This window comes from Phenylobacterium sp. 58.2.17 (genome assembly GCF_026411515.1).
GTDB lineage: Bacteria > Pseudomonadota > Alphaproteobacteria > Caulobacterales > Caulobacteraceae > Phenylobacterium.
In genome coordinates, this window is record NZ_JAPMTQ010000051.1 from 1 (window position 1) to 25,708 (window position 25,708).

At 67.4% G+C, this 25,708-nt stretch carries 21 protein-coding genes; 13 read left to right on the forward strand and 8 right to left on the reverse strand.

Annotated features, from left to right (window positions below):
• Positions 1-21: 21 nt before the first annotated feature.
• On the reverse strand, positions 22-2,136 hold the full coding sequence (locus OUA97_RS20560) for a hypothetical protein (RefSeq protein WP_267233897.1): 2,115 nt from the start codon (positions 2,134-2,136) through the stop codon (positions 22-24).
• Between the two features lie 213 nt (positions 2,137-2,349).
• Here OUA97_RS20560 and OUA97_RS20565 point away from each other — a divergent pair, with 213 nt between their 5' ends.
• Complete coding sequence (locus OUA97_RS20565; RefSeq protein WP_267233898.1) at positions 2,350-2,553, forward strand: hypothetical protein; 204 nt, start codon at positions 2,350-2,352, stop codon at positions 2,551-2,553.
• Between the two features lie 111 nt (positions 2,554-2,664).
• On the opposite strand, the gene OUA97_RS20570 is transcribed toward OUA97_RS20565, so the two are convergent.
• Complete coding sequence (locus OUA97_RS20570; protein WP_267233899.1) at positions 2,665-4,338, reverse strand: bifunctional lysylphosphatidylglycerol flippase/synthetase MprF; 1,674 nt, start codon at positions 4,336-4,338, stop codon at positions 2,665-2,667.
• Between the two features lie 163 nt (positions 4,339-4,501).
• Here OUA97_RS20570 and OUA97_RS20575 point away from each other — a divergent pair, with 163 nt between their 5' ends.
• The 5 genes from OUA97_RS20575 (at position 4,502) to OUA97_RS20595 (ending at position 10,781) form a co-directional block, all read left to right on the forward strand.
• The gene (locus tag OUA97_RS20575) at positions 4,502-5,725 is read left to right on the forward strand and encodes an acyl-CoA dehydrogenase family protein (RefSeq protein ID WP_267233900.1); all 1,224 of its coding nucleotides are present in this window, start codon (positions 4,502-4,504) and stop codon (positions 5,723-5,725) included.
• 76 nt (positions 5,726-5,801) lie between these two features.
• The gene (locus OUA97_RS20580) at positions 5,802-7,013 is read left to right on the forward strand and encodes an acyl-CoA dehydrogenase family protein (protein ID WP_267233902.1); all 1,212 of its coding nucleotides are present in this window, start codon (positions 5,802-5,804) and stop codon (positions 7,011-7,013) included.
• 75 nt (positions 7,014-7,088) lie between these two features.
• Positions 7,089-8,297 (forward strand): acyl-CoA dehydrogenase family protein, encoded by a 1,209-nt coding sequence (locus tag OUA97_RS20585; RefSeq protein WP_267233903.1) that lies wholly within the window; start codon positions 7,089-7,091, stop codon positions 8,295-8,297.
• Positions 8,298-8,394: 97 nt separating this feature from the next.
• On the forward strand, positions 8,395-9,600 hold the full coding sequence (locus OUA97_RS20590; RefSeq protein ID WP_267233904.1) for an acyl-CoA dehydrogenase family protein: 1,206 nt from the start codon (positions 8,395-8,397) through the stop codon (positions 9,598-9,600).
• A 44-nt stretch (positions 9,601-9,644) separates the two neighbouring features.
• Complete coding sequence (locus tag OUA97_RS20595) at positions 9,645-10,781, forward strand: acyl-CoA dehydrogenase family protein (RefSeq protein WP_267233905.1); 1,137 nt, start codon at positions 9,645-9,647, stop codon at positions 10,779-10,781.
• 733 nt (positions 10,782-11,514) lie between these two features.
• Here the strand turns inward: OUA97_RS20595 and OUA97_RS20600 are convergent.
• Complete coding sequence (locus OUA97_RS20600) at positions 11,515-11,856, reverse strand: hypothetical protein (RefSeq protein WP_267233906.1); 342 nt, start codon at positions 11,854-11,856, stop codon at positions 11,515-11,517.
• Between the two features lie 323 nt (positions 11,857-12,179).
• Here OUA97_RS20600 and OUA97_RS20605 point away from each other — a divergent pair, with 323 nt between their 5' ends.
• The 3 genes from OUA97_RS20605 to OUA97_RS20615 all read left to right on the forward strand — a co-directional run bounded on the left by OUA97_RS20605 (position 12,180) and on the right by OUA97_RS20615 (position 16,760).
• Positions 12,180-13,544 (forward strand): hypothetical protein, encoded by a 1,365-nt coding sequence (locus OUA97_RS20605; protein WP_267233907.1) that lies wholly within the window; start codon positions 12,180-12,182, stop codon positions 13,542-13,544.
• A gap of 478 nt (positions 13,545-14,022) precedes the next feature.
• Entirely contained in the window at positions 14,023-15,861 is a 1,839-nt protein-coding gene (locus OUA97_RS20610; protein ID WP_267233908.1) for an ATP-binding protein, read from the forward strand.
• A 131-nt stretch (positions 15,862-15,992) separates the two neighbouring features.
• A complete protein-coding gene (locus OUA97_RS20615; protein ID WP_267233909.1) occupies positions 15,993-16,760 on the forward strand; it encodes a hypothetical protein in 768 nt (255 codons plus the stop codon).
• 153 nt (positions 16,761-16,913) lie between these two features.
• On the opposite strand, the gene OUA97_RS20620 is transcribed toward OUA97_RS20615, so the two are convergent.
• Positions 16,914-18,746, reverse strand: a complete 1,833-nt coding sequence (locus OUA97_RS20620) for an aspartyl protease family protein (RefSeq protein WP_267233910.1) — start codon at positions 18,744-18,746, stop codon at positions 16,914-16,916.
• Between the two features lie 199 nt (positions 18,747-18,945).
• On the opposite strand from OUA97_RS20620, the gene OUA97_RS20625 reads away from it, so the two are divergent.
• Positions 18,946-19,815, forward strand: a complete 870-nt coding sequence (locus tag OUA97_RS20625; protein WP_267233911.1) for an alpha/beta fold hydrolase — start codon at positions 18,946-18,948, stop codon at positions 19,813-19,815.
• A 90-nt stretch (positions 19,816-19,905) separates the two neighbouring features.
• The gene (locus OUA97_RS20630) at positions 19,906-20,658 is read left to right on the forward strand and encodes a glycosyltransferase family A protein (RefSeq protein ID WP_267233913.1); all 753 of its coding nucleotides are present in this window, start codon (positions 19,906-19,908) and stop codon (positions 20,656-20,658) included.
• Positions 20,659-20,662: 4 nt separating this feature from the next.
• Here the strand turns inward: OUA97_RS20630 and OUA97_RS20635 are convergent, their stop codons facing one another.
• The 3 genes from OUA97_RS20635 to OUA97_RS20645 all read right to left on the reverse strand — a co-directional run bounded on the left by OUA97_RS20635 (position 20,663) and on the right by OUA97_RS20645 (position 22,990).
• Complete coding sequence (locus OUA97_RS20635; protein ID WP_267233914.1) at positions 20,663-21,505, reverse strand: hypothetical protein; 843 nt, start codon at positions 21,503-21,505, stop codon at positions 20,663-20,665.
• Positions 21,506-21,609: 104 nt separating this feature from the next.
• Positions 21,610-22,272: a lysoplasmalogenase family protein gene (locus OUA97_RS20640; protein WP_267233915.1), complete on the reverse strand. Its 663-nt coding sequence runs from the start codon at positions 22,270-22,272 to the stop codon at positions 21,610-21,612.
• 52 nt (positions 22,273-22,324) lie between these two features.
• A complete protein-coding gene (locus OUA97_RS20645; protein WP_267233916.1) occupies positions 22,325-22,990 on the reverse strand; it encodes a Type 1 glutamine amidotransferase-like domain-containing protein in 666 nt (221 codons plus the stop codon).
• Positions 22,991-23,109: 119 nt separating this feature from the next.
• On the opposite strand from OUA97_RS20645, the gene OUA97_RS20650 reads away from it, so the two are divergent.
• Both OUA97_RS20650 and OUA97_RS20655 read left to right on the forward strand, forming a co-directional pair.
• Positions 23,110-24,063 (forward strand): amidohydrolase family protein, encoded by a 954-nt coding sequence (locus tag OUA97_RS20650; protein ID WP_267233918.1) that lies wholly within the window; start codon positions 23,110-23,112, stop codon positions 24,061-24,063.
• A 107-nt stretch (positions 24,064-24,170) separates the two neighbouring features.
• Positions 24,171-24,623 carry a YybH family protein gene (locus tag OUA97_RS20655; RefSeq protein WP_267233920.1) on the forward strand — a complete coding sequence of 151 codons (453 nt, stop codon included), beginning with the start codon at positions 24,171-24,173 and terminating at the stop codon, positions 24,621-24,623.
• A gap of 4 nt (positions 24,624-24,627) precedes the next feature.
• Here OUA97_RS20655 and OUA97_RS20660 read toward each other — a convergent pair whose 3' ends face one another.
• Entirely contained in the window at positions 24,628-25,470 is an 843-nt protein-coding gene (locus OUA97_RS20660) for a hypothetical protein (protein WP_267233921.1), read from the reverse strand.
• Between the last annotated feature and the right edge of the window lie 238 nt (positions 25,471-25,708).

Sequence of the window (25,708 nt, forward strand, 5' to 3'; positions counted from 1 at the left end):
TTGTGTTTGTTTTTTATTTTTTTATATTAGAGTGGGGTTGGGCTGTTTTTTGTGGTTGTGGGGGGGGGGGGGGGGGGGGGGGGCGGGGCGGCCCCCCCCCCCCCCCCCGGCCCGCGCCTGCTCGATGACCTCACGGGTCGACAGCGGACGCGCGGGCTCGGCCTCGGCCTCGGCCTCGACCTCGGTCCCAGCCTCGGCCGCAGGGGTTTCAAAGTCTTCGAGGGCCTCGAGCGCTTCGACGGTTTCGGCCTCGGCCTCCGGTTCGCCCGGCGACGTCCAGGCGCTCTGGGCGAATGGATCGGCGGCCGGGTCGGCGAAGTCCTCACGCTCGTCCAGTTCGTCACCGAACGGGTCGTTCGCCTCGGCTTCGAGCTCGCTCTCGCTCCCGCTCTGGGCGGCCGCCGTCGCGATCGGCTCGAAGCCGTCGGCGGCCTCGAAATCGACAGCGTCGAACACCGGCGTATTCGTCGTTTGCGGGAACTCGGCGACGACCGCCGGCTCATCGGCATCGTCGGCGGGCTCGGCCTCGTCGAATACGGCGGCCGACGGCTCAGACGCGGCGAAGGCCTGCAGAGCGAGCCCTTCCGGGCTGGCCTCCGCCACCGGACCGAGCTCCCGGAACGGATCGTGGTCGAGCGGGCTCCCCGCAGGCTCTTCGCGGGTCAGGCGTTGCGCGTCCGGGGCGGCGGCGGCCAGGGCCTGCTCGCCGCTGCGGCGATGCGACTCGGCCAGGCTGCGGTCGATCTTCGCGCGCGCCTCGTCGAGCAGACGCGCGGTGCGTTCCTCGCTCTGACGGATGCGTTCGGCGAGGTCTTCGCCCGAGCGCTCCTGGCGCTGAGTGATCCGCTCGCTGACCCGCGCGACCTGCTCGCCGACATCGTCGATGGCCTGCGCGGCGCGGCGCTCGGAGCTGCCGATCCGTTCGGTCAGGCGATCGGTGATGCGGCCGATTTCCGCGCCCAGCCTCTCCAGGGCTTCGGCGTGCGCGCCTTCCGAGCGGCCCAGCCGCTGCTCCATCGCCTGGGCGATGCGGGCGACCTCGCCGCCGACCTGCTCGATCGCGTCGGCGCTGCGGTGTTCGGCGGCCTGCACCTGGCGGTTCAGGGTGTCGGCCATGGTCAGGACCTCGCGGCCCATGCGCTCGATGGCCTCGCCCGAGGCCTGCTCGGACCTGCGCACCGTCTCGGCCACTTCGCTGAGCTGGCGCTCCAGGCGATCGACCCGACCGCCCCCGGCCTCGCCCACCCCGTTGGCGATCTCGCTACGCACATCCTCGACGCGGCGCGACAGGGTGGCGGCCAGTTCCTCGATCTTGCGCTCGACCTCCGGACCGACGGACTTTTCCACCGCGCCCATCCGGCCGTCGAGATTGGCGAACGCCTGGCCCAGATTGACCAGCGCCTCTGATGTCCGCGCCTCGGCGTCGGTCAGTCGGGCGTCGACGCGGTCGACGATTTCCTCGAGCAAAATGGCCGGATCACCGCCGCCGGAGGCGAAGATCTGGTCGATCCGCTGCTCCATGGCCTGCAGGCTGTCCCGGGTGCGGCCCTCGCCCTCGTAGAGATGGTTGGCGACCTTGCCGAGCGCCGCCTCCAGCGAGCGCAGCGCCTCGGCCGAACGCGGCCCGGCGGCCTCCGACTCGACCCGGCGCAGCCGCTCGGCCAGGCGGGTGTTTTCGGCGCGGGCCTCCTCAACGACGCCCTCGAAACGAGCGGCGACGGCGACGGCCTCGCGCTGAGCGGCCTCGATGCGGGCCACCGCTTCGCGCAGCACGGTCTCGGCGGCGATGGATTCAGGCGTCACCCGCGACGCGGCGCGATCGGATTTTCCGCTCAGGCGCTCAAGCGCCATCGCCACGCGGCCCTCGTCACCGGAATGGCCCGCCCCGAAGCGGCCGGGCGGCGGTTCGATCACCACGGCGCCAGCGGCCTCCGCAGCGCGGGGCGCGCGCGCGCCGCGAGTGGGGCGCTCCTCGAAAAAGGACTGCGAGGTGATTTCCTCGGGCGCGTCGTCCTCGAGGATCATGCGGTTCAGCCATTCGCCGAGGGTCATGCCGGACCGGCGTGCGAGGTCCTTCGCGACCTCCCTCGCCTTAGGGTCGATCCCCTTGACGCTCCAGGGCGCACCCGACGTCATATCGAATCGTTCTCCCAGCCCATCCTGGACGCTACCACCGATCCCTGGTGTGTAAACGGAAGGTTAACACTAGATATTGGGCCCGCCGCGAAAGTCTGTGGATGGCGCCCCTTCCCCTTGAGAAAACAAGCGTCAACATGGTTAAAGGCCCGTTAAGGCTTATCGACGGCTTCACCTTTGCGCCGGCCGGGCGCCTGCTGTAGGCGCAGCGGCATGGATCTGAACCTGACCCTGGCGCTATGCGGCGTCCTGCTCGCGCTCGCCGCCTTCGCTGGCTGGAGGGGCTCCAAGCCATCCGACCCGATCAAGGGACCACGGATGATCCCCTGGCGATTCATCATGGTGACAGCCAGCGCGTTCGCGCTGTTCATGATCGTCCACGCCGTGAATCTTCTGGGCGTGACGACCGGCCGCTGAGCGCGCCGCGCTGGTGCATTGTCCGCCGAAGCGGCCGCCAGCTCGGCGGAGACAATGCTCCAAATTCAACGAATGCTCGGCGATTTCCGATTCAAGCAGATCGGAGATCGCCTAGGCTGCGTTCGGCAGCCCCGCGGCCTCCTCGGCCTTCTTCGGACGCTTGGCGAGGCCAGCCACGCCGCCGGAGGTCAGCAGCCCCATGTCGGCCAGCAGCAGCGGGATCGCCCACTTGTTGGGCGCCGCCATGTAGCGCGGCCGCCAGACCGGATCGTACTTGCCCTTGTAGGCCCGCACGCCCTGGAAGTTGTAGATTTCCTCGCCGCGCTCGAAGATCAGCGCCCCTACCCGCGACAGCACCGGGGCCAGCGGCCGGTCATCCAGTCCCGACAGCGGGGCCATGCCGAACTCGATCGCCTGGTAGCCCTCACGACGGCCCCACTCGATCAGCTCGACGAACAGGTAGTCCATGATCCGGCGCGGGCCTTCCTCGATGTACCGCATCAGGTCCATGGAGAAGGCGCTGCGGTTGGCGGTGACCCAGAGCGTGGCGAAGGCGATGATCTTGCCCTCGAACCGCACGATGCCGACCGGAAACTCAGCCACGTAGGACGGATAGAAGCCGCCCATCGAGAAGCTCTTGTCGCCGCCGGCGTGATGCACGAGCCAGGCGTCGGAAATCGCCTGCAGCTGCGGCATGATCTCGTGCACCCGCTCAGGCGGCACGACCTCGAAGGTGGCGCCGGCCTCCCCGGCCTGGCGCCAGGCCCGGCGCAGGTTGCCCCGCTTGGTGCCCTCGATGGTGAAGGTGTCCAGGGCGACGGCCGCGCTCTCGCCGACCTTGGCGATTGCAAAGCCCAGCTCGACCACGTCGGGCAGGTCGTCGGCGTCCAGCCCGTAGAAGCCCGGGCGCGCGGCGTGGGCGTCGGCCAGCTCACGGAAGCGCCAGAGCAGATCCATCCGCTCGTCGCGGCGGCCGACCGGGGCGCCGAGCGAAATCCACGAGCGACCGCGGACGCCGAACATCAGGAAGCTTTCGCCCGACGGGGAGAACAGGAAGCGCTTGTCGCCCAGCAGGGCGAGGTTCGAACCGGGCTCGGCGTCCTCGGCCTTGGCCAGGACCGCCCGCACGCGGCCCAGTTCCGGGTCGTCCTCGCCCACGACCTTGGGGGTCGCAGCCGACGCGAACAGCCGCCAGATCCCGAACGCCAGCAGCAGGATCGCCGCGCCGACCCAGCCACGGATGGCGCGGGCGGCGTCGTCATCGGCCATCACCGCCCAGAACGGCTTGTCGCCGTAGTCGGCGTGCTGGAACGACCACAGGCCCAGCAGCCCGGCGCCGACCATGACTGCGAAGGCCGAGATCAGCCAGCCGGGCGTCACCTCCATGCTCAGCAGCCGCGCCTTGCGCGGGAACGCGCCGTGGAACGGCAGCAGCAGGGCGGCGAACAGCGCCAGGGCCAGCGCCTCCTCCCAGGCGAAGGCCTTGAGCAGGGCCAGCGGACTGGCGACGAGCAGGGTGACGAGCGTGGCCCACCAGGCCCCGTCCAGCCTGGCCCGCAGCCCGAAGGCCAGCAGCACCAGCACCAGGCCCAGGATGCTGGACAGGAAGTGGCTGACTTCGATCAGCACCACGGGGCTGATCTCGTAGATCTGGAAGAAGCGGTCTGGGATGGTGGGCGTCGCGCCCGAGGCGAGGAGCATGATCCCGGCCAGCAAGGCCAGGATGGCTGCCGTTGACGGCGCCGCGGCGAAGGCCGCCGGCTTCAGTTCACGCCAAAACCTCATCCGCCCTCCAAATGGCCGCCCCTGGCGCCCGTATATATCGTGATTTGCGCCATGGGCAGGGGCGACGGGGTCAGTCAAACAAGCGTTTCGTTCCGCTTGCTCTTGCACCGCCGCTCGCTAATGTGCCCGCGCGCAAAGGCGCTTCTGTTTGCGGGAGGAATTCATGGCCGACTTTGGCGGCGGCGATCTCGACGCGTTCCGCGACGAGGTGAAGACCTGGCTTGAAGCCAACTACCCCCCCGAACTGCGCGATCGGAACGTCCAGACCGACGAAGAGGCGGTCTGGGGCGGCCGCGCCTTCGCCGGGTCCAGCGATCCGCAGATCGTCTGGATGCAGCGGATGGCGGACAAGGGCTGGACCGCGCCGACCTGGCCGCAGGCCTATGGCGGGGGCGGCCTCTCGCCGCAGCAGGCCCGCGTCCTCGACCAGGAGCTCAGCGCCGGCCGCTACCGCCAGCCGCTGGCCTCGTTCGGGATCTGGATGCTGGGCCCCGTGCTGCTCGAATACGGCTCCGAGGCCCAGAAGCTGGAATACCTGCCCAAGATCGTCCGCGGCGAAATCCGCTGGTGCCAGGGCTATTCCGAGCCCGGTGCCGGCTCCGACCTCGCCGGCCTGCAGACCAAGTGCGAGGACAAGGGAGACCACTGGTTGATCAACGGCCAGAAAATTTGGACGTCCTACGCCAACAAGGCCGACTGGTGCTTCTGCCTGGTCCGTACCGATTTTTCGAAAAAGCACGAAGGAATCTCCTTCGTCCTTATTGATATGAAGACCCCCGGCGTCGAGACCCGGCCGATCCAGCTGATCTCGGGCGAGAGCCCGTTCTGCGAGACCTTCTTCACCGACGTGAAGCTCCCCAAGGACGCCCTGGTCGGCAAGGTCAACGGCGGCTGGGAGATCGCCAAGCGGCTGCTGCAGTATGAGCGCCAGAACATCTCCGGCGGCTTCGGCGGCGGCGGCGGCGCGGGCGGCGCGGCGGGCGACCTGGCCCAGATCGCCAAGAGCTACATCGGCGTCGACGAGACCGGCGCCCTGGCCGACAGCGACCTGCGCACGCGGATCACCAAGAACAAGATGGACTTCGACTGCTTCTACAAGACCATCGCCCGCGTGGCGGCGGAGTCGAAGGCCTCCAACGGCCCCAGCGCCGCCACCTCGATCATCAAATACGCCGCGGCGACCTTCGCCCAGGAGCGTTCGGAGCTGATGGTCGAGGCCATGGGCGCCCAGGGGCTGGGCTGGGAAGGCGAGGCCTACGCCCCGCTCGAACTGACCGCCACCCACGGCTGGCTGCGCTCCAAGGGCAACTCCATCGAGGGCGGCACCTCGGAGGTGAACCTCAACGTGGTCTCCAAGCGAGTGCTCGGCCTGCCCGACCCCAAGTAAGTGTGAACGGCGGCGCCCTGTTCTTCGGGCCCCGTCCTTGATTTGATCGAAGCGATTTCGAGAGGCGAGATTTCCCATGGCTGACTTCGGCGGCGACGACCTGCAGGCCTTCCGCGGCGAGGCGGCGGCTTGGCTTGAGGCGAACTTCCCCAAGGCGCTGGCCGCGGATCCCGCCGCCCAGGTCGCCAAGGCGAGCGGCGGCGAAGAGACGCCCGACGCGCTGGCCTGGCGCAAGGCCATGGGCGCCAAGGGCTGGGGCGTCCCGACCTGGCCGGCGCAGTACGGCGGCGGCGGCCTGAGCCTCCAGCAGGCCCGCGTCCTGCATGAGGAAATGGCCAAGATCGGCGCCCGCAACCCGATCGGCGGCATGGGCGTGATGATGTTCGGCCCGACCCTGATCGAGTACGGGACCGAGGAACTGAAGCGCCAGCACCTGCCCGGCATCGTCAGCGGCGACGTCCGCTGGTGCCAGGGCTACTCCGAGCCGGGCTCCGGTTCCGACCTCGCCTCGCTGCAGACCCGCGCCGAGGACAAGGGCGAGACCTACCTCGTAAACGGCTCGAAAATTTGGACGAGCGGCGCCAACCTCGCCGATTGGTGCTTCTGCCTGGTGCGGACGGACACGTCGAAGAAGCACGAGGGCATCTCGTTCCTGCTGATCGACATGACGACGCCGGGCGTCGAGGTCCGGCCGATCCTGCTGATCAACGGCACCTCGCCGTTCTGCGAGACCTTCTTCACCGACGTGGTCGTCCCCAAGAACCAGCTGTTCGGGCCGCTGAACGGCGGCTGGACGGTGGCCAAGCGCCTGCTGCAGTTCGAGCGCGACAACATCTCGGCCGGCCTCGGCGGCGGCTCGATCGGCGCGCCGGTCAACGCCCTGACCGTCAAGAGCGCGGCGACCAAGTACGTCGGCCTGGACGAGAGCGGCCGCCTCGCCGACAGCGACCTGCGCCGGCGCATCACCGAGCACCTGATGGAGGTGCAGAGCTTCCAGCAGACCGTCCGCCGCGCCGCCGACGAAGCCAAGGCCGGCAACGGCCCGTCGGCCGCGACCTCGATCATGAAGTACATGGGCGCCAAGGTGGCCATGGACCGCAACGAACTGATCGTCGAGGCCCTGGGCACGGCCGGCGCCGGCTGGGGCGGCGAAGGCTACGAAGACCCCGAACTGGCCGCCGTCCGCACCTGGCTGCGCTCGAAGGGCAACTCGATCGAAGGCGGCACCTCGGAGATCAATCTGAACGTCGTTTCAAAACGAGTGCTGGGCCTGCCCGACCCCAAGTGATTTTATAGTCCCGCCCGGAAACGGGAGCGCGAACCATAATCGTCGCTAAGATAATGATTATTAGGGAGAATTTTCATGGCTGACTTTGGCGGCCCCGATTTGGAAGCCTTCCGCGCCGAAGCCAAGGAGTGGCTGGAGGCGAATTTCCCGAAGTCCCTGGGCAAGGACGTCGCCGGTCAGACCGCGGCGCTGATGAGCCCGGACAAGCCCACCGGCGACCTCGCCGTGTGGAAAGAACGCATGGGCGCCAAGGGCTGGGGCGTCCCGACCTGGCCGAAAGCCTATGGCGGCGGCGGCCTCAGCGCCCCCGAGGCCCGGGTCCTGGCCCAGGAGATGGCCAAGATCGGCGCGGTGAACCCGATCGGCGGCATGGGCGTGGGGATGTTCGGCCCGACCCTGCTGGAATACGGCACCGAGGAACAGAAGAAGAAGTATATCCCGGACATCGCCACAGCGAAGGTCCGCTGGTGCCAAGGTTTCAGCGAGCCCGGCGCAGGTTCCGACCTGGCCTCTCTGCAGACAAAGGCAGAAGACAAGGGCGATCACTGGATCGTAAACGGCTCGAAGATCTGGACCAGCGGCGGCCAATACGCCGACATGATCTTCTGTCTTGTCCGCACCGACCAGACCCGCAAGCATGAAGGCATCTCGTTTGTTGTCTTCGACATGCACCAGCCGGGCGTCGAAGTGCGGCCCATCAAGCTGATCGCCGGCAACTCGCCGTTCTGCGAGACCTTCTTCACCGACGTGAAGGTGCCGAAGGAGAACCTGGTCGGACCGCTGAACGGCGGCTGGACGGTGGCCAAGCGCCTGCTGCAGCACGAGCGCAGCGGCATGAACGGCGGCCGCGCCGGCAGCGGCGCCAGCGGCTCGCTGGGCGTGATGGCCAAGAAGTACGTCGGCGAGGACGAACAGGGCCGCCTGGCCGACAGCGACCTGCGCACCCGCATCATCCTCAACGAGATCGACCAGCGCGCCGTGGCCCAGACCGTGGTCCGCGCCGCCCTGGAGTCCAAGGGCAATTCCGGCCCGTCGGCGGCGACCTCGATCATGAAGAACGCCTTCATGAAGGCGACCCAGGACCGCGCCGAACTGACCCTCGAGGTCATGGGCCACCAGGGCCTGGGCTGGGAGGGCGACGAGTTCAGCGAGGAGGAGCGCACCGCGGTCCGCACCTGGCTGTCGGGCAAGGCCGGCTCGATCTACGGCGGCTCGAACGAAGTGCAGAGCAACATCATTTCCAAGCGTATCCTGGGACTCCCGGACCTGACCCAGAACCACTAGGGTGCATCCGAACCAGGCCGTTTGCGCCATGTCATTTCGCATGGCGCAGGCGGCCCCGAGTTTTCAAACGACCTGATTTTTCTAGGAGACTATTTCAATGGCAGATTTTGGCGGCGGCGATCTCGACGCCTTCCGTTCGGAAGTGCGCGGCTGGGTCGAGGCCAACTTCCCCGCTTCGCTGAAGGGCAAGCCCAACCCGATGATGCGCGAAGAGCGCAGCAATCCGAGCCCGGACCAGGACGCCTGGCGCAAGGCGGTCGGCGCCAAGGGCTGGGGCACCCCGACCTGGCCGGCCGAATACGGCGGCGGCGGCCTGTCGGCGGCCGAAGGCCGGGTGATCATGCAGGAATTCCAGCGCGCCGGCGCCTATAACCCGATCGGCGGCATGGGCGTGATGATGTTCGGCCCGACCCTGCTGGAATACGGCACGGACGCGCAGAAGAAAGAACACATTCCGCCGATCTGCCGCGGCGAAATTCAGTGGTGCCAAGGTTTCAGCGAACCGGGCGCTGGCTCTGACCTTGCCTCTCTTCAGTGCAAGGCTGAAGACAAGGGCGACCATTACCTGGTTAACGGCCAAAAGATCTGGACTTCCGGCGCTCAATACGCCGACTGGTGCTTCTGCCTGGTGCGCACCGACACCTCAAAGAAGCATGAAGGCATCTCCTTCGTGCTGTTCACCATGCACCAGCCGGGCGTCGAAGTCCGCCCGATCCCGCTGATCGCCGGCAACTCGCCCTTCTGCGAAACCTTCCTGACCGACGCCCGCGCCGAGAAGAAGGACCTGGTCGGCCCGCTGAACGGCGGCTGGACCATCGCCAAGCGCCTGCTGCAGCACGAGCGTTCGGGCCTGTCGGGCGCCGGCGGCGGCGGCTATGCCGGCGGCCGCTCGCTGACCAAGCTGGCCAAGGACTATGTGGGCGTCGACGAGCAAGGCCGCCTGGCCGACAGCGACCTGCGCACCCGCATCATCCTGAACGAGATCGACGGCCGCGCCTTCCAGCAGACCGCCGTGCGCGCGATGATGGAAGCCAAGGGCAATTCCGGCCCGTCGGCGGCGACCTCGATCATGAAGAACGCCGGCACCCGCTGGATGCAGGACAAGGCCGAACTGACCCTCGAGATCATGGGTCACCAGGGCCTGGGCTGGGAAGGCGAGGCCTTCACCAGCGAAGAACTGGGCGCCGTGCGCTCGTGGCTCGGCGGCAAGGCCACCACGATCTATGGCGGTTCGCAGGAGGTGCAGAACAACATCATCTCCAAGCGCATCCTCGGCCTGCCCGACCTGACGCAGAACAACTAACCCTCAGAACAACCACAGATATTTTCGAGAATAGGATTTAAGACATGGCCGTTCTGAACGAAGAACAGAGCATGCTCCGCGACGCGGCGAAGAGCTGGGTCCAGGAAAAGAGCCCGGTCACCGCCTTCCGCAAGATGCGCGACTCCGGCGTCGAGCTCGGCTACGACGCCGCCGCCTGGAACGAGCAGGCCGAAATGGGCTGGGCCGGGGTGATCATCCCGGAAGACTTCGGCGGGTCGAACTTCGGCTACCTGTCGATGGGCCTGATCCTTGAGGAGATGGGCCGCACGCTCACCGCCTCGCCGCTGCTGGCCTCGGGCCTGGCCGCCGCCAGCGCCCTGATCCTGGGCGGCAACGACGCCCAGAAGGGCGAGTACCTGCCGAAGATCGCCGACGGCTCGCTGGTCGCCACGCTGGCGGTTGACGAAGGCGCCCACCACGCCCCGGAAAAGGTCGCGCTGGAAGCCAAGAAGGGCGGCGCCGGCTACGTGCTGAACGGCAAGAAGACCTTCGTGCTCGAAGGTCCGGGCGCCGGCCTGCTGATCGTCTCGGCCCGCACCAGCGGCAAGCCGGGCGACAAGGACGGCATCAGCCTGTTCCTGGTGCCGGCCGACGCCAAGGGCGTGACCAAGCAGAACCTGAAGCAGGCCGACAGCCGCGGCGTCTCGAACATCTCGTTCGACAACGTCGAGGTGTCCGCCGACGCCCTGCTGGGCGCCGAGGGCAAGGGCTGGGACGTGCTGGAAGCGACCCTCGACCGCGCCCGCGCGGGCGTGGCCGCCGAAATGCTCGGCGCCGCGGTCCAGGCCTTCGAAACCACGCTGGACTACCTGAAGGTCCGCGTGCAGTTCGGCCAGGTCATCGGTTCGTTCCAGGCCCTGCAGCACCGCGCGGCCAAGATGTTCACCGACCTGGAACTGGCCCGCTCGGCCGTCGAAGCCGCCCTGGCGGCGATCGACGCCGGCAGCCCGGACGTGCCGGAGCTGGTGTCGCTGGCCAAGGCCAAGATGGGCGACGTCTTCCACCTCGTCTCCAACGAGATGGTCCAGATGCACGGCGGCATCGGCATGACCGACGCCCACGACGCGGGCTTCTACCTGAAGCGCGCCCGTGCGGCCGAGGCGGCCTATGGCAGCCAGTCGTACCACCGCGATCGCTACGCCAAGATCCAGGGCTACTAAGCCCTAGAGCTTCGGGGGCCCCCCGGGGGGGGGGGGGGGGGGGGGGCACCCCAAAACCCCCCCCCCCGGCCCCCGGGGCCATGGAGAGCAAACGAAACCCCGCGGGCGCGAGCCTGCGGGGTTTTTGTTTGGGCGGCCTTGCGCCAGTTGGAGACATTGGCCGCGGGGCCGTAAGCAGACTCGTTTGAAGGTCCGCTATCAGGTACGTCGGGCTCGACCGAATCCGACCCATTGGAGACGTTTAGCGACAAACACCGTTCGCGTGACGGTGTAGCTATGGCGCTTCCTTCTAACCCATTGCCCTACATCATTGCCGCTGGGTTCGTGGTCACGCTGCTTCTGGACGGCGGATTGAAGGGCAATCGGGGGCTGTTCTGGTCGCGTTAATCGGCGTCGCATTTCCGCTAGCGGTCTGGCTGCACGCGGTCGTGTCAGTGCTCATGTATGACGGCGGCGCGTCCGAGAGTTCACGTTTCACGATTGGCGCCGGGCTCGTGGTGGGGGGCGGCTTGAGGGTCGTTCTTTACGGCGTCGGGGCAATGGCAGCCGCCATAGTCGTGCTCGTCGCACGTGCCGCAATTGTTAAGCGCCCCACGAAGGTCCGCTAACCACTCTCCGCCGACATCTCCTGCGTCCACGCCTGGCATCGCCGCCCAAGTCGCCGTTGCAGGTCGCGCGTGCGCCAGAAGCGGACATCGGCTGCAGTGCCGAAGGCGGCCCCGTACGCCGTCGATTAGAATCTTTGTGGAGCTTGCACATCTTCGCCAGAATACTCGAAGTAGAGCCTCACAGCGCGACCTTGGTCGTCGATCCCCGGGGCAACCTCAATCTTCCCGCTTTGGAACCCGGCCTGCAGAACTTCCGCCTCCGTCATCGCGAGGTTGGCCATGAGGTGCATGACCGTCCGTCGACCGGAGTCGTGAGCGTTCTGCTTCTCTTCGCGAAGGTATGCTTCAAGCGCAAGACGTCGTCGCCATTGCTGACCAACGAAGTGAACGTAGGCCAAAGTCGCGACAACGGCCGTGAGTATTGCGGCCCAGTTCGCGGTAATTTCGAGCATGTCGGCATACGCCATTTGCCTTTCTCCCCCACCGGCCGCCATGCGCTAGTAACGTATTTTCAGGCGGCTGCGCGCGATCTCCGGACATTGAGAGCTAGCCCATCACCACGGTGACGCGCCGGCCCTGCTACAGGCGATCCAGTGCGAGCCCGGTATTCACTAGGGTAGAGAGCGCCTTGTGTGGATTTGCAACCAGTAGGGCCAGGAGCGGTCGTTGGGATCGCACCAGAAACCGAAAGTTCGGGCACCAAGCGCCGCGCGCCAAGCAAGGGGGCCCTTTTGCGCTCCTCCGTCAGACCTTAGATTGAACGCAAGCTCGGTTTTGCCTAACTAGGGGCATGCCATCATCGCCCTATACTGTCGACGAACTCGAGCGCATCGTTGAGCGCATCGACCCATCGAGACTGTTGTTCGTGCGGCCCGAAACCGAACTGGACGACGAAGCTAGAACCGCGCTGGCTCTTCTCCTGGTCAAATCCGTAGAACCTCGCCAGCGCCTTGCTAATGTTGAGTACCTCCTACTCTTGATGCATCAAGCTCGAGCGGTTGACAGCGCCGGCTATCTTCAGCGGGTCTTCTTGCCTTGGGTGGCGCTTCGCCGCAGATCGGAAGCTCACAGGAAACGCATCGCCGAGGAATTCTCGAGGCTATCCGGATTCGAAGCTTATTCTGATGCCGACGCCGCGCACATCGCCATCCACATCTATCGGCCGCTGGTGTCAGACCAACTGGACCCGTACCTCACCCTTCTAGTGGCGAGCTATGAATTCATCGCGGGCAGCTTCGTGGATATCGAGACGACCAATGTCGCCATGGGTGAGCGTAACAAGATTGAATTCCTAGAAGCTCGGATTCGGCAAGGTGGCGGCCCAGCCAATCTACTAAGCGGGTACGAACCGGTCGTTCGGAACGCCGTGTCGCATGCCGGCTCTGATGGTCTGGTATTCGAACCGGGCCATGTCATCTTTCGCGACATCAAGCGGCAAGTTCCGCCTGTCATTCAGACCAGGCGCTGGAGCCATGATGAGCTCCACTGGCGGGTCCTGAGGCTCCTTGAGTTCCTTCTTTCCGTGGACGCTGCCACAAACGTGTTTGGCTTCGATTGCCTAGAGCTCCTTAGGGGCGACTATCAGACTTCCGCCCTAATGGATGCCATTGCACTTACCTCCAAACAGCGGCGCGAACTTCGGTCGCGAGCTGATGACGCGCTCGATCGCATTCGCACCGCTGACGACCGCCCCATCGAGGAGAGGGTCGACATCCTCGGAAAGATCCTATTCCGCGAGTGCGCACTCAGAGAAATTCCTTGCCAAGGTGTGAGCTTCAACTGGGACCACAAGGTTGCGCTCGTGCAGGTTCCTGCCGGCCCCCCTTTGGGAGATGACGACGATGTACTGGCGCGCATCTCCGCACTAGTCCGCTACGCGGTACTGGCGGAAGGGGTGTTCGGTTCGATGTTCGGTCGGTTCGTGGTCCGCGAGATGAACGGCGCTTCTCAGGGGCTCTTGGTAGATCTTACGCACCAGAGCCTCCAAGATTATGCCGATGAGCGCGCCGGTCTGATTGACCTCATTTGCGAAGCGAAGATCTTCGACCGAGCAACCCCCATCGAGCTCAGCATTGACGAAGCTGCGCTGGTAGCAGCCGAAGATGCTCGGTTGGGTCCTGCATTCCCCCGGCGGGGGCGGCCGGGCGTCAACTGACCTGCCGCACGGCTTCAGGGCGCCAACAGCAGACCAAGGCTTCCGACCGGAAAGCGGACCTAGCTACAACAGACCAGAAAACTTCAACTTAGCGCGAGGTTTGATCCCACCACCTCTGGATACGCGAGGTTCTGCAACATGCCCCGTATGCTGCGCAGAGCTGACGGAGGGCACCGGGGACCGAGGACTATGCGGCGGATCGCAAGCTCATTGATTGGCTTTGCGACGACCTGGGGGAGCGGAATCTCAACGTAAGGCACGATGTGTCCATTGGATATGCGCGTCAGCCTGTGCCGGATCCCGAGCGATGTGCTCACAAGGCGCCATTCGCGCTCCTCGCGATAGTAGGGCGACTTGAACTCCCAGCGCAGATCGTAGAGTGCGTCGCGGATCCCGGAGACGTGCCTTTAGGTTGCGGGGGCTGCCTTGCGTGCGACGCGGATTTGCCCGCCTCTGGCCAAGCTACTAGAGAGGGTCCATGGCGCGGATCAACCTTAAGAAATTCATTGCCGAGCACTACAAGGGTGGTGTCACGGCGCGAGACGTCATCCGTGAAGGCGTTACCAACTCGATCCACGCAGGTGCCAGCCAGATCACCGTCGACCTGGCTTTTCAGCGCCAGGCAGGCCTCTTCGGGGACGAAGAGCGTAACGTCCTCGACACGATCACCATTTCCGACGACGGCGAAGGCTTCACCCAGGACAATCTCAACTATTTTGACGAGATCTGCACGGGCCATAAGGATGATATCGGCGGCAAAGGCGTGGGCCGTCTGGCCTTCCTCAAATACGCCAACCGCGTCGAGATCCGAAGCCAACTGGCCACGGATCTTGTCGAGTTTCGCTATACCCCGGACTTCAAGCTGGAGGATGTCCGCAGGACGCCGTCAACGGGCCGCCTCGAAACAACGATTACGATTTCGGAACTGAAGGATCGGATCAACACGCAGGTCACGAAGCTGGTCAATTCGATGTGCGACGACCTTCGCCTGCTACTTTTTCTGAAGAAGCAGGCCGGAAGGATTATCTCGATCAAGTTCACGCACAACAGCAAGCAGCCCTTCCCCGACGACTTCGTGCTTTCGGGCGACAAGATCGAAGCCGAGAAGACCCGATCCTTCGAACTGAGCGGAGAGACCTTCGAGTGCTACCTCTTCCGGGAGGATGCGCCGCGCAAGGGCATCGTCGCAATGCTGTGCGCCGACGAACTTTGCGTCGAGGAATTCCAGATCAGTAAACGGTTCGACGTTTGCCGCTACCTGATCTCGGTCACTTCCCCCTACTTGAACCGAAGCGCCAACATCGAGCGCCAGAAGCTGGAGCTCCCCAAGACCGCGGCCGACGCCGACATGGTTTCGCCGATCAGTCGGGATGCGCTCATGCCGCGCATCCACGAGGAATGCCTAGCCATGATCAACGAACGGGCCGAAGGCGATATCGATGCGTATAAGCGCTCCAACCTCGACAAGCTGAAGAAGTACTATCCGTTCATCGACATGGAGTCGTTGAACGGCGAAGCATCGATGCTGGACGCCGACGAAATCGTCAGGACCTATCGCGCCCAACAAGCCCGGCGCGAAGACCTCCTGGTCGAAGCCATGGAGGAAGGGCGCAATGTGAGCTTCGACGACGTGTCTCACCTTGCGAGCGACGACCTAGCGCGCTTCATCGTCCATAGAGCGTTGGTCATCGAATCCTTGGCGAAGATGCCGCCCGAGTCCGCCGAAGACGTTCTGCATAACGCCATCCTGCGTAAGCACACCGACGGCAACGACATTCGCGAAAACAATATCTGGATCGTCGACGACAAGTTCCTTTCTTACAGCAACATCTACAGCGACGAGACCCTCGCGAAGATCGTTCGTGAAGTCGGCGTGGAAACCGAGTCCAAGCAGAAGCGCAAGCCGGACGTCGCAGCCTTCTATTCAAAGGACGACACTGGCAGGCCCAACAAGCTGGTGATCATCGAGTTCAAGAAGCCGGGCGCGGACATTTTCGAGAACAACAAATCGCTCGTGCAGTGCCGTCTCTATGCCAGCGAACTAGTCGACCGGATCCAGACCGTCCGAGAGGTCTTTGCGTTCTGCGTCGTAGAAATCGACGATGAATTCTACAAGGATATGAAGCGCACCGGCTTCAAGGACGTCTTCTCGTTGAGCGAGCGGGTCGTTTATGACGACTTCGAGATCGGGCAAGCTGACGACGTTCCGCTGCATCTCTACGTGATGCCGGCCGGCTCCCTGATCACCGACGCGAAGGCCCGCAACCGTGTCTTCGAAGAGGTGCTGCGCTTCAACGTCGAGAAAAAGACCTCGTAGGAGGCGGCCGGCATTGTGCCGCTCGAGACCCATGCGGAAAGCAGACCTTCCCAACGTCGCCTTCGAGCCCTAAGCAGCTCACGCGAAGCTCACGTCCGCTTCCGACGCCCCGCCGCGCGATACTCCGCGCCATGGCCCGGCCTCCGTCTCCGCCCCTGCCCGTCATCGACCACACAGGCGGCCATAAGCGCAGCCAGTACCATCCGCAGATCGGCTGGGAGATCTGCCAGCGGATGTGCGACGGGCTGACGATCGCGCAGATCGCCGCCGATCCGGACATGCCGTCCTACGCCACCATCTTTCACTGGCGGAAGATGCATGCCGACTTCGCGGCGATGTACGACGCCTGCCGCGACAAACTGGCCTGGAAGCGGCAAATGGAGGCCGCCTCGCTGGCGCGGGCGACGGCGGTGCTGCGCGAGCGGGAGGCGGCGCTGGGCCTGCGCCGGGGGCGGCCGGCGGGGTCCGGGCGCAAGAGCACCTTTACGATGGAGGCGGCGCTGGCGGTGTGCGTGCGGCTGGCCGCCGGCCAGGCGCTGAGCGCCATCTGCGCGCGCCCGGACATGCCGTCGCTGAAGGCGGTCTATACCTGGCTGAAGCGGTTCCCGGTGTTCGAGGCCATGTACCTGGTCGCGCGCGAGGAGCAGCGCATGTGGCTGGAGCTGAAGATCGAGCATGTGGCCGGCTCGTGCCACTGGACCCAGATGGACCTCGCCAAGGCCCAGGTGGCGCAGCTGCAGGAGCGGCTGGGGCGGCTGACGCCCAAGCACTATCGGCCAGGCGGGCGGGCGGCGCCGGTGGCGCTGGCGGGCGAGGACGAGGCGGGCCCGCTGTTCGGCGACCATGGCGGACGGGTGGCGCGGGGGTCCTGGCTGAACGGGGTGCTGGACGAGGATTGAGCCTCATCCCGGTTTGCGCGGCAAGACCGGGACCCATTGGCGGCGGGGTCGGCAGGATGGGCGCGGGTGAGCCGTGTCCTGATCCATCCGGTGGGTCCCGGTCTTCGGCCTGCGGCCGAGACCGGGATGACACACGCAGGCGTGGGGCTCGGCTCAGTAGTAGTCCTTCAGGGTCAGCGGGACCTGGGTCCCATCCTGCAGGGTGAGGGTCAGGACCTGGCCGGCCGGGGCGGTGCGCAGGGGGGTGTAGCCGGCGACGCCGAGTTCGGCGGCCGGTCGGCCGTCGATCGCGGTGATCAGCTGGCCGGCCTTGAGGCCCGCGCCCTCGGCCGGGGAGCCGGGCGCGACCAGGGCGATGGTGAGCCCGCCCTGCGCGGGACGGGCCAGGGCGCCGGCGCGGTCCTTGACGAACGGGGCGGCCAGGGCGTCGGCGCGCGGGGTCAGCAGCAGGCGGTTTCGCGCGTAGTCGGTGGTCAGGCCGAAGCGGCTGAGCACCGGCATGCCGACATTGCCGGAGGTGTGGCCGATGTTGAAGACGCTGTTGTCCTCGTCGCCGAACACCGCCGGGACGTCGCGCACCGTCATGCCGCCGATGGCGATGGTCTTGACCGTGGCGATGGTGCGGGTGCGCGGGCCGCCGGCCCCGACGCCGCCGGAGAGCACCTTGGAGGCCGGGCGATCGGCCAGCATCGCCTGCGGCTTCCAGTAGTTGGGATAGACCAGCATCGGCGAGCCGTTGCCGAGGTCGAAGTGCATGAGCACCGGGTCTGCGCCCTCGATCGAGACGGGAATCGCGTGCAGGCCGCCGACATTGCTGACCGGCACGGCGACGGCGCCGGCCGGGGCCTGATAGCGCGCGGGATCGTGGAAGGTGATGGTCTTGCCGGCGAAGTCGAGCTGGACGGTCAGGGCGTTCAGCACCTCCTTGCCGAGGATGGCCGGCAGCGGGCGGCCGATGCCGGCGGCGATCGGCGACAGGTCCATGAGCGCGACGGTGATGTCCTTCAGCTCCACCTCGCCCAGCTTCAGGGTGACGCCGCTGGCCAGCTCGGCGACGTCGCGCCCGCCGGTGCCGAGCGCGGCGACCAGGCCGGTCGGCTTGATCCCGAGCTTTTCGGCATAGGCCTTGTCGAGCACGGTGACCTCGGCCCCGCTGTCGAGCATGACCGGGGTCGCTGCGCCGTTGACCGCGGCCGGGATGACGATGCGGTTGCCGAGGAACAGCTCGAAGGCCAGCGGCGTGGTCGCCGCGCGGCCCTGCGGGAAGCTGTAGATCCGCCGCGAGGCAGGCCGCGCGAAGGCGGCGGCGTCCGGGGCCGGGTCGATGTCGACCGAGGTCAGGACGGTGGTCAGGACCAGCGGCTCGCCCTCGGTTTGCTGGACCTGGCGGAAGGCCATGCGCACGCCCTCGACCATGCGCCAGTCGTCGTAGCGGGTGAGCGTGGGCACGCCCTCCTCGGTCGCGCGGTCGGCGAGCAGGGCGCCGCTGGCCGGGTCGAGCAGCAGCTCGTAGGCCGCGCCGCCGGCGAAGGCCACGCGCAGCACCTGCACGCTCTTGCCCTCGAAGGTTTCGTCCGGGGCCAGGGTCACCGGGCCGTGGGCGCCGTCGAAGGCGTCGTCGAAGGCAGTCAGCCGGCGGCGGGCGGCCTCCTGGGCGGCGGGCTCGCCGGCGTCCTCGACCTGGCCGCTGAGGGTCACGGTCCAGCCGCCGTCGGCGGTCAGGGCGCGGCGCATGTCCGCCGAGCCGATGGCGATGTGCTCGGCGGTGCGGCCCGGCTCGATGCGGCGCTGGACCGTGCCCTTGAAGCGGCCGTTGTCCATGGTTCCGGCCAGGGCCAGCCCTTGCGCCTTCGCGAACGGCGCGCCGCCGCGCCAGGCGACGTAGCGGGCCAGCGCGTCGGCGGCGGGATCGGCCCAAGCCGCGGTGGGGGCGGCGGCCGGCGCCAGCAGGGCGATGACGGCGGCGGCGGCGAGCAGGGACTTCATGGCTAGGGACTCCTGAAACAGCGCCGCCATTTGCGCCGCCGAGGCCTGCCTCGTCCAATTAAGCTGCGGTAAGGATTGGCGTTTTCGTCCGGGTTCGTCGTGCGGGCGGCGGGCTTGGTCGATCAGCCGCCGCGCGCGGCGGTGGAGCGGCCCGCGCCGGGGATGCTAAGGGCTCGGCTTCCGACCACGGAGAGTTCGCATGCACGGGCCGACGTCGCACTTCTACTTCTCGCAGCGCCTGCGCCTGCACTATGTCGACTGGGGCAACGAGGACGCCCCGCCGCTCCTGCTGGTGCATGGCGGGCGCGACCATTGCCGCAACTGGGACTGGGTCGCCGAGCGGCTGCGCGAGCGCTACCACGTCATCGCCCCGGACCTGCGCGGACACGGCGACAGCGCCTGGGCGATCGGCGGCGGCTACGACATGAGCGCCTATCTCTACGACATCGCCCAGCTGGTGCATCAGAAGGCGATGGCCCCGGTGACGATCATCTCCCACTCGATGGGGGCCGGGATCTGCCTGAACTACTGCGGGGCGTTCCCCGACCAGGTGAAGAAGATCGTCGCCATCGAGGGGCTGGGCCCCTCGCCGAAGGTGATGGCCGAGCAGGCGAAGAAGGGCGTCGACGCGCGCCTGCGCGGCTGGATCGCCGACCGGCGCGAGAACTCGGGCCGCGCGCCGCGCCGCTACGCCAGCCTGGACGACGCGACGGCGCGGATGGCCGAGGAGAACCCGCACCTGTCGCCCGAGCAGGCCCGCCACCTGACCGTCTATGGCGCGCACCAGAACGAGGACGGCAGCTTCTCCTGGAAGTTCGACAACCATGCCCGCTGGGGCGGGGTCGGGGGACTGTCGCACGCCGACCAGCACCAGCTGTGGCGCAACATCACCTGCCCGGTGCTGCTGATGCGCGGCATGGAGTCGTGGGCCTCGGACCCGGTCGAGGACGGCCGGATCGAGAACTTCGCCAACGCCCGGCTGGTCAACTTCGAGGGCGCCGGCCACTGGGTGCACCACGACAAGCTGGACGAGTTCATGCGCGAGACCGAAGCTTTCCTCGCCGAGTGAGGATCGCCCCACGCGCAGGTGACCACCCTGCCGGGTTTGCTGTAAGGGCTGCTCACCGCTGCGTGTGTTCGGCGGGGTTCGGGGCGTAGCATGCAGTCGGAGTCTCTGGGGAGTTGGTTCGGAGGCGACGGCGATCCGCAGGCCCCCTGCGACGCGGCCGTGGTGATCCCGACGGTGCTGCGCCCGGCGCTGCTGACCAGCCTGGAGTCGGTGTTCCGCCAGGACCTCGACGGCCGCATCCAGGTGCTGATCGGGGTCGATGCGCCGCGCCCCACGCCGCCGGCGCTGCTGGAGCTGATCGCCCGCCGGCCGGGCCATGTCTCGGTGCTGCTGCTGACCCTGCCCTACTCGACCTCGATCCGGCATGGCGGCGTCCATCGGGCGACCGACGGCGGGTCGCTGCGCTCGATCCTGACCTTCATGGCCGCCAGCCGGCATGTGGCCTATCTCGACGACGACAACGCCTGGGAGCGCGATCACCTGTCGAGCCTGCGCGCGGCGATCGCCGGCAAGGCCTGGGCGTATTCCCTGCGGATGCTGGTCGACGAGGCCAGCGGCGAGGAACTGGGGATCGACCGCTGGGATTCGGTCGGGCCAGACCGCGGCCGCTTCGCCGGGCGCGGCGGCTTCGTCGACCCCAACTGCCTGATGATCGACAAGCTGTTTGCCCTGCCCACCCTGGGCCGGTGGTCGCAGGGACCGGGCATGCAGTCGGACCGCGCCTTCTTCGACGCGATCCGGCGGGCGGCGCACGGCCACGTGCCGCGGCCGACGACCCGCTATTCGGTGCGGCCGGACAACGACGTGTTCCGCGGCTTCATGGCCGAGGGCGTGGAGTTCTGATTCACTAGCGCCGCAGCGTCTTGCCGTGGGTGACCGCCGAGCGGGCGTGGATCAGGTCGCTCCAGGTCCAGTTGCTGTCGCCGAGCGCAATGTGGGCGCCGCCGCCCCCGTCGCGCAGCGAGATCAGCACCAGGCCGCGGACCCGCTCGGCGCGGCAGGCCTCGGGCGCATAGGCGATCTCCCAGGTCATGATCTCGCGCACGGCGGCCAGACCGCCGCCCTCCTGCCCCGGATGCACCACCCAGTCGCCGTTCCAGACCATGACCGGCCGCCCGCGATGGGCCCCGGCCATCGCCGCCTGCACCCGCCGGTCGCTGCGCAGCTTGGCCTGCAGCCAGCGCAACATGTCGCACTCGCCGCCGCCGGCCCCGTCGCCCGACCCGGACCCGGAGCCGGCCCGCGCCGCCCCGGCGATCTGGGCGTCGGTCAGCTCGACGCCGGAGCCGACGCTGGTCGTCTCCACCCGGCTGGCGGGGACGGTCTCGACCTCCGGCGGCGGCGGACGCGGCGTCGGCCGCCGCTTGGGCGGCGGCTTGGCGGGGGTCGGCTTGGGGGTCTCGACCGGGGCGGCGGCGGGGGCCGGCGAGGGTTCAGGATCGGGCGCGGGCGGCGAGAGCACCGGGATCGGCTTGGGGATCTCGACCAGTTGCACGACCATCGGCGGCGGCTCGGGATCGACCGGCTCGTCGGGCGCCAGGATCATCGGCAGCACGATCAGGCCATGCACCAGCGTGCTGAGCACGACGACCAGCGGGCGGCGATGACGTGAGGCCCAGGCGCGCAGCCGCAGCTCCGCGCCAGCCCACGACGGCAGATCATCGGTGATCCTCGCGCCGTCCCCCGCCAAACGTGCCTCCACACTGCGTCAACAACTCGACACAACCTGCATTGACGCCGAAAGGGGCGGATTGTGGGCGGGTCGGAAACGTCGCACCCTGCCCTCTGGTTGCACTAGAGCCGTCGCCCGCGGGTGGCGCCGCCGACCACCCCGACGCAGATCAGGAACTGGCCGAAGTAGTAGAGGCCCCAGATCGCCAGCCCGACCCAGGCCGCCCCGGCCAGCGGCCCAGCCCGGCCGAAGATCAGCAGGTCGGAGACCACGAACATCAGCGCGCCGAGGCCGACCAGGATTCGCGGAAAGCGGCTGGCCCAGGCGCAGGCGGCCATGATCGCCAGGCCGAGCGAATAGAGCGCCGCCGCGCCCCCGAGCGCCCGGTCGGCCGGCAGCAGGTAGGCGGCGATCGCCGTCCCCGGCACCAGCACCGCGATCAGCAGCTTGTCGGCGAGCGTCAGCCCGCGGCGGCGATTGCGCAGATAGAGCACGATGGCGACGATGTGCCCGACGAGGAAGGCGACCGCGCCGACGTTGAGACCGTGGGTCTCGAGCAGCACGTCGCCGAGCGCGCCGAACGCCATCACCGCGCAGATCAGCCAGCCGTCGAGGCTGCGCGCGCGCAGGCCCGCATAGACCGCCAGCAGCGCGACGCCCGCGCCCTTCCAAGCGGTGGACGCCCATTCAGGAAAGCCGGCCAGGTTCCAGGAGGCGACATAGCTGACCCCCGCGATCACCGACGCGGCCAGCACCAGCCAGGCCAGCGGATTGTTCCGCTCCATTCGTCCCTCTCCCGTCGTTTTGCGACAGTCTAGCTTTGGGACAGGGGGCTCGTCACCACCGGGGCTGGCGCCCCACGACCTCCATCGCCGCCCCCACGCGCACGATCGCCTCGCCGTCGCGCAGGGTGCGGTGGGGGATGTCCCGTTCCGCCAGCCAGGCGGCGGCGACAGTCGCTGCGTCGGCCTCGGGGTGGTCTGAGGCGAAGTGGGGGACGATGACAAAGTCCACCAGGGCGAGGCCGTCATAGATCGGGGCGGGATCGTAGCCCGCGGCGACCTCGCCCGGCTCGTCCATCAGGTCGATCCCGCGCAGGCCTGAGCCGGCGACGCAGGCCCCGGCGCTCCAACCGCCGTAGGCGATGCTGTCGTCGGCCAGACGGCGGTGGAGGACGGCGTCGAGGCCGCTCTGGGCCATGGCCCTACGCAGCAGGAAGGCGTTGCCGCCGACCGCCCAGACCATCTGCACGTCGGCCAGTTCCCGCTCCAACCCGGCCGGATCACCGAACCAATCGCGCAGATCGAGGTCGAAGGGCGAGAGGCCCATCTCCGCCAGGTCAGCCAGCGGGTCGTGGACGTTGCGCGCATAGGACCTGCGCGACTCGTCGGGGATCAGGTCCAGCGCATTGGAAACCACCGCGACCCGCGCCCCGGCCGGGACCAGGGCGGCCAGCCGGTCGACCGTCGATCCGAAGCGATAGGAGGAGAGATAGAGGCGCATGGCCCCAGGATGAGCCGGGGCCGCCCGCAACGCCACCTCTTCCCCACCGCCGCTGACGGGATAGGGTGCCCCGCATAAGAGCCCCAAGGCTCACCGATTCATTAGGACCGAAACACCCCATGATGATCATCGATTTCGAGTGCGACACCCCGACCAAGGAAGCGGTCGAGGATACGGTGCGGCTGATCAAGTCCGGCCGCGGCTTCGACAAGGAAGGCTACGCCCAGCACATGGCCCCCGGCTGGGCGGCCCAGATCGGCATGAGCCTGGACGAGTTCAACGCCGCCAAGGAGCGCGACGGGCTGACCAGCCTGGCGCTGAAGCTGTGCGAGGTCGACATGACCCGGGCGATGAGCCACGCGCAGGTGATCGGCATGCTGGACACCGCCCAGGTCCGCTACGCCTGCATCGGCAACGCCGGCCGCCGGGCCAGCAACGAGGACGTCGCCAAGTTCGCGGCCGAATATCCCGACCGGCTGATCCCCTGGTTCCGCATCTGGGGCGACGAGGGCGAGGACGGCGTCGCGGCGCTGGAGCGCGGCGTGCGCGAATGGGGCTGCAGGGGCTTCGAAATCTCGTCCTATCGCGAAGGGCGCTACATCAACGATCCGGCCTACTGGCCCTTCCTGGCCAAGTGCGTCGAACTGGACATCCCGGTGCGGATCACGGTCGGTCTGCACCTGCTGTCGGACCGGCCCTACGACTACGCCCATCCCAAGTATCTGGACGAGGTCGCGGTGCGTTTCCCGGAGCTGAAGATCGTCGCCGGCCTTACCGGTTGGCCGTGGGTGGACGAAGCCTGCGCCATCGCCTCGCGCCACAAGAACATCTACATCGACTTCGCCTGCAAGCGCGTGAAGCACCTGCTGGCGCCCGGCGCAGGCTATGAGGCGCTGATCTACTACGGAGCGCGCAACCTGCAGGACAAGATCATCTTCGCCACCGGTTGGGGCACCCAGATGGTCCCGCTGCACCAGCTGGTCGCCGAGACCGACGAGCTGCCGCTGAAGCAGTCGGTGCGCGAGAAGTGGATGGGCGGCAACGCCGCCCGCGTGCTGGGGCTGGACCGCTGACGCTGTTCTCCCGCTCGTCCCGGCGAAAGCCGGGACCCAAGCGGCCCATCCGCCGCAACGGCCGCACGTCGGCTTGGGCCCCGGCTTTCGCCGGGGTGAGCGGCGTTTTGGCCATCACCCTGGCGTCGCCCGCCCAGGCTGCGCCAAAGCTGACCGAGGCGCAGGCGCGGGCGTTCGCCCAACGCCAGGAGGCGGCCTGGAACGCCCGCGACCTGGACGGCTACTTCGCCCTCTTCACCAAGGACGCGGTGTTCATCGACCAGACCCGCGACATCAAGCACGGCGGCATGATCCCCTATGGGACCAGCACCCTGACCCAGGCCCGCGCCCAGGCGACCAAGTTCCTGTCCGGCGCGACCTCGACCGAGCGCGGGAGGATCGACAAGGTCGAGATCGCGCGCGACGGGACCAGCGCGCGGCTGGTCGGGCGGGAGGTGACGACGATCCAAAGCAAGGGCCGCACCCGCCGGGCCTGCGCCGACACCGAGCAGACCCTGGTGCTGGTCGGCGGGCAGATCCGCTCCAAGGGCCAGACCGACACCATCACCCGCTGCCGCTAGGGACCTAGGGGCCGGATCGGACCTCCGGGGTCAGCCAGCGGTCGTACGTGGCCGGCGGCGTGGTCTTGAGGGTCTGCAGCGTCCACTGCATAGGCAGCTGACTTTCGCGGATGCCGCCGCGGGTCGGGCGGTCGATATCGACGATCAGCAGCATCGACATCCAGAGCAGCCCCAGCATGAACACCGCCGCGGCCCGGCCGCGCGGGCCGGAGAACACATAGCCGAGCACCCCGGAGGTGACGGTCAGATAGACCACCAGGACGATGAACACCTCGGTCGGGACCCGCACCGTCCGCGCGGCCTTGCGCGAGGTGTCGAGGTCGATGAGCGTGTTCATGCTGTCGATGTAGGCGCTGGAGAAGTCGAGCCCCTTGACCGACTGGAAGCCGGCGGCGGTCGCGGCCCAGAGGTCGGTGACGATCCGGTTGTTCGCGGCCAGCATCTGCGGATTCGCAGCGGCGGCGCTTTGGCCGAGCGCAACGCGGTTTTCAGTGCAGTCGATCAACAGGGCGCTGATCCGCTCGCGGTGCGGCTGGGGCAGCAGCTGGGTGCGCAGATAGGCCGTGCCGATCGCGTTGGCTTCTTGCAGCACCAAGGCGCGGCGCGTCTCGAAACGATCGACGGCCAGGGCGAAGGTGAAGCCGAGCAGCAGGGCCAGAAGGCCCAGGACCGCCGAGACGACGTAGCCTTCCTGGCCATCGTCGTCCCTCGGGGCGCGGCGATTGTCAGCGTCGTGGCGGCCGCGGACCCAGATCCCGACCGCCAGGCCCGCGACCAGCAACAACAGGACGACGACGCCCAGCACCAGCAGCGGCGCGCCGTCCACCCAGCCCTTGAGAACGTCCATGCGCGCCTCCTGAAACTGGAGGCAGGATCATGCGGTCAAGCCTGAAGGCCTATCAGGCGAAACCCGGATACGGCGGCTCAGCCGACCGGGCCCGAATGAAAAGCGGGGGCGCCGGGGGGGGGGGGCGCGGCCCGCTCAAACCTAGACGAGGGCTGGTTGGTCGAGGTCGACCATATCCAGTTTTTTCATTTTTCTAAACTATTTATGGGTGTTGGGGCACAACCGCTTTGGGTTGGTG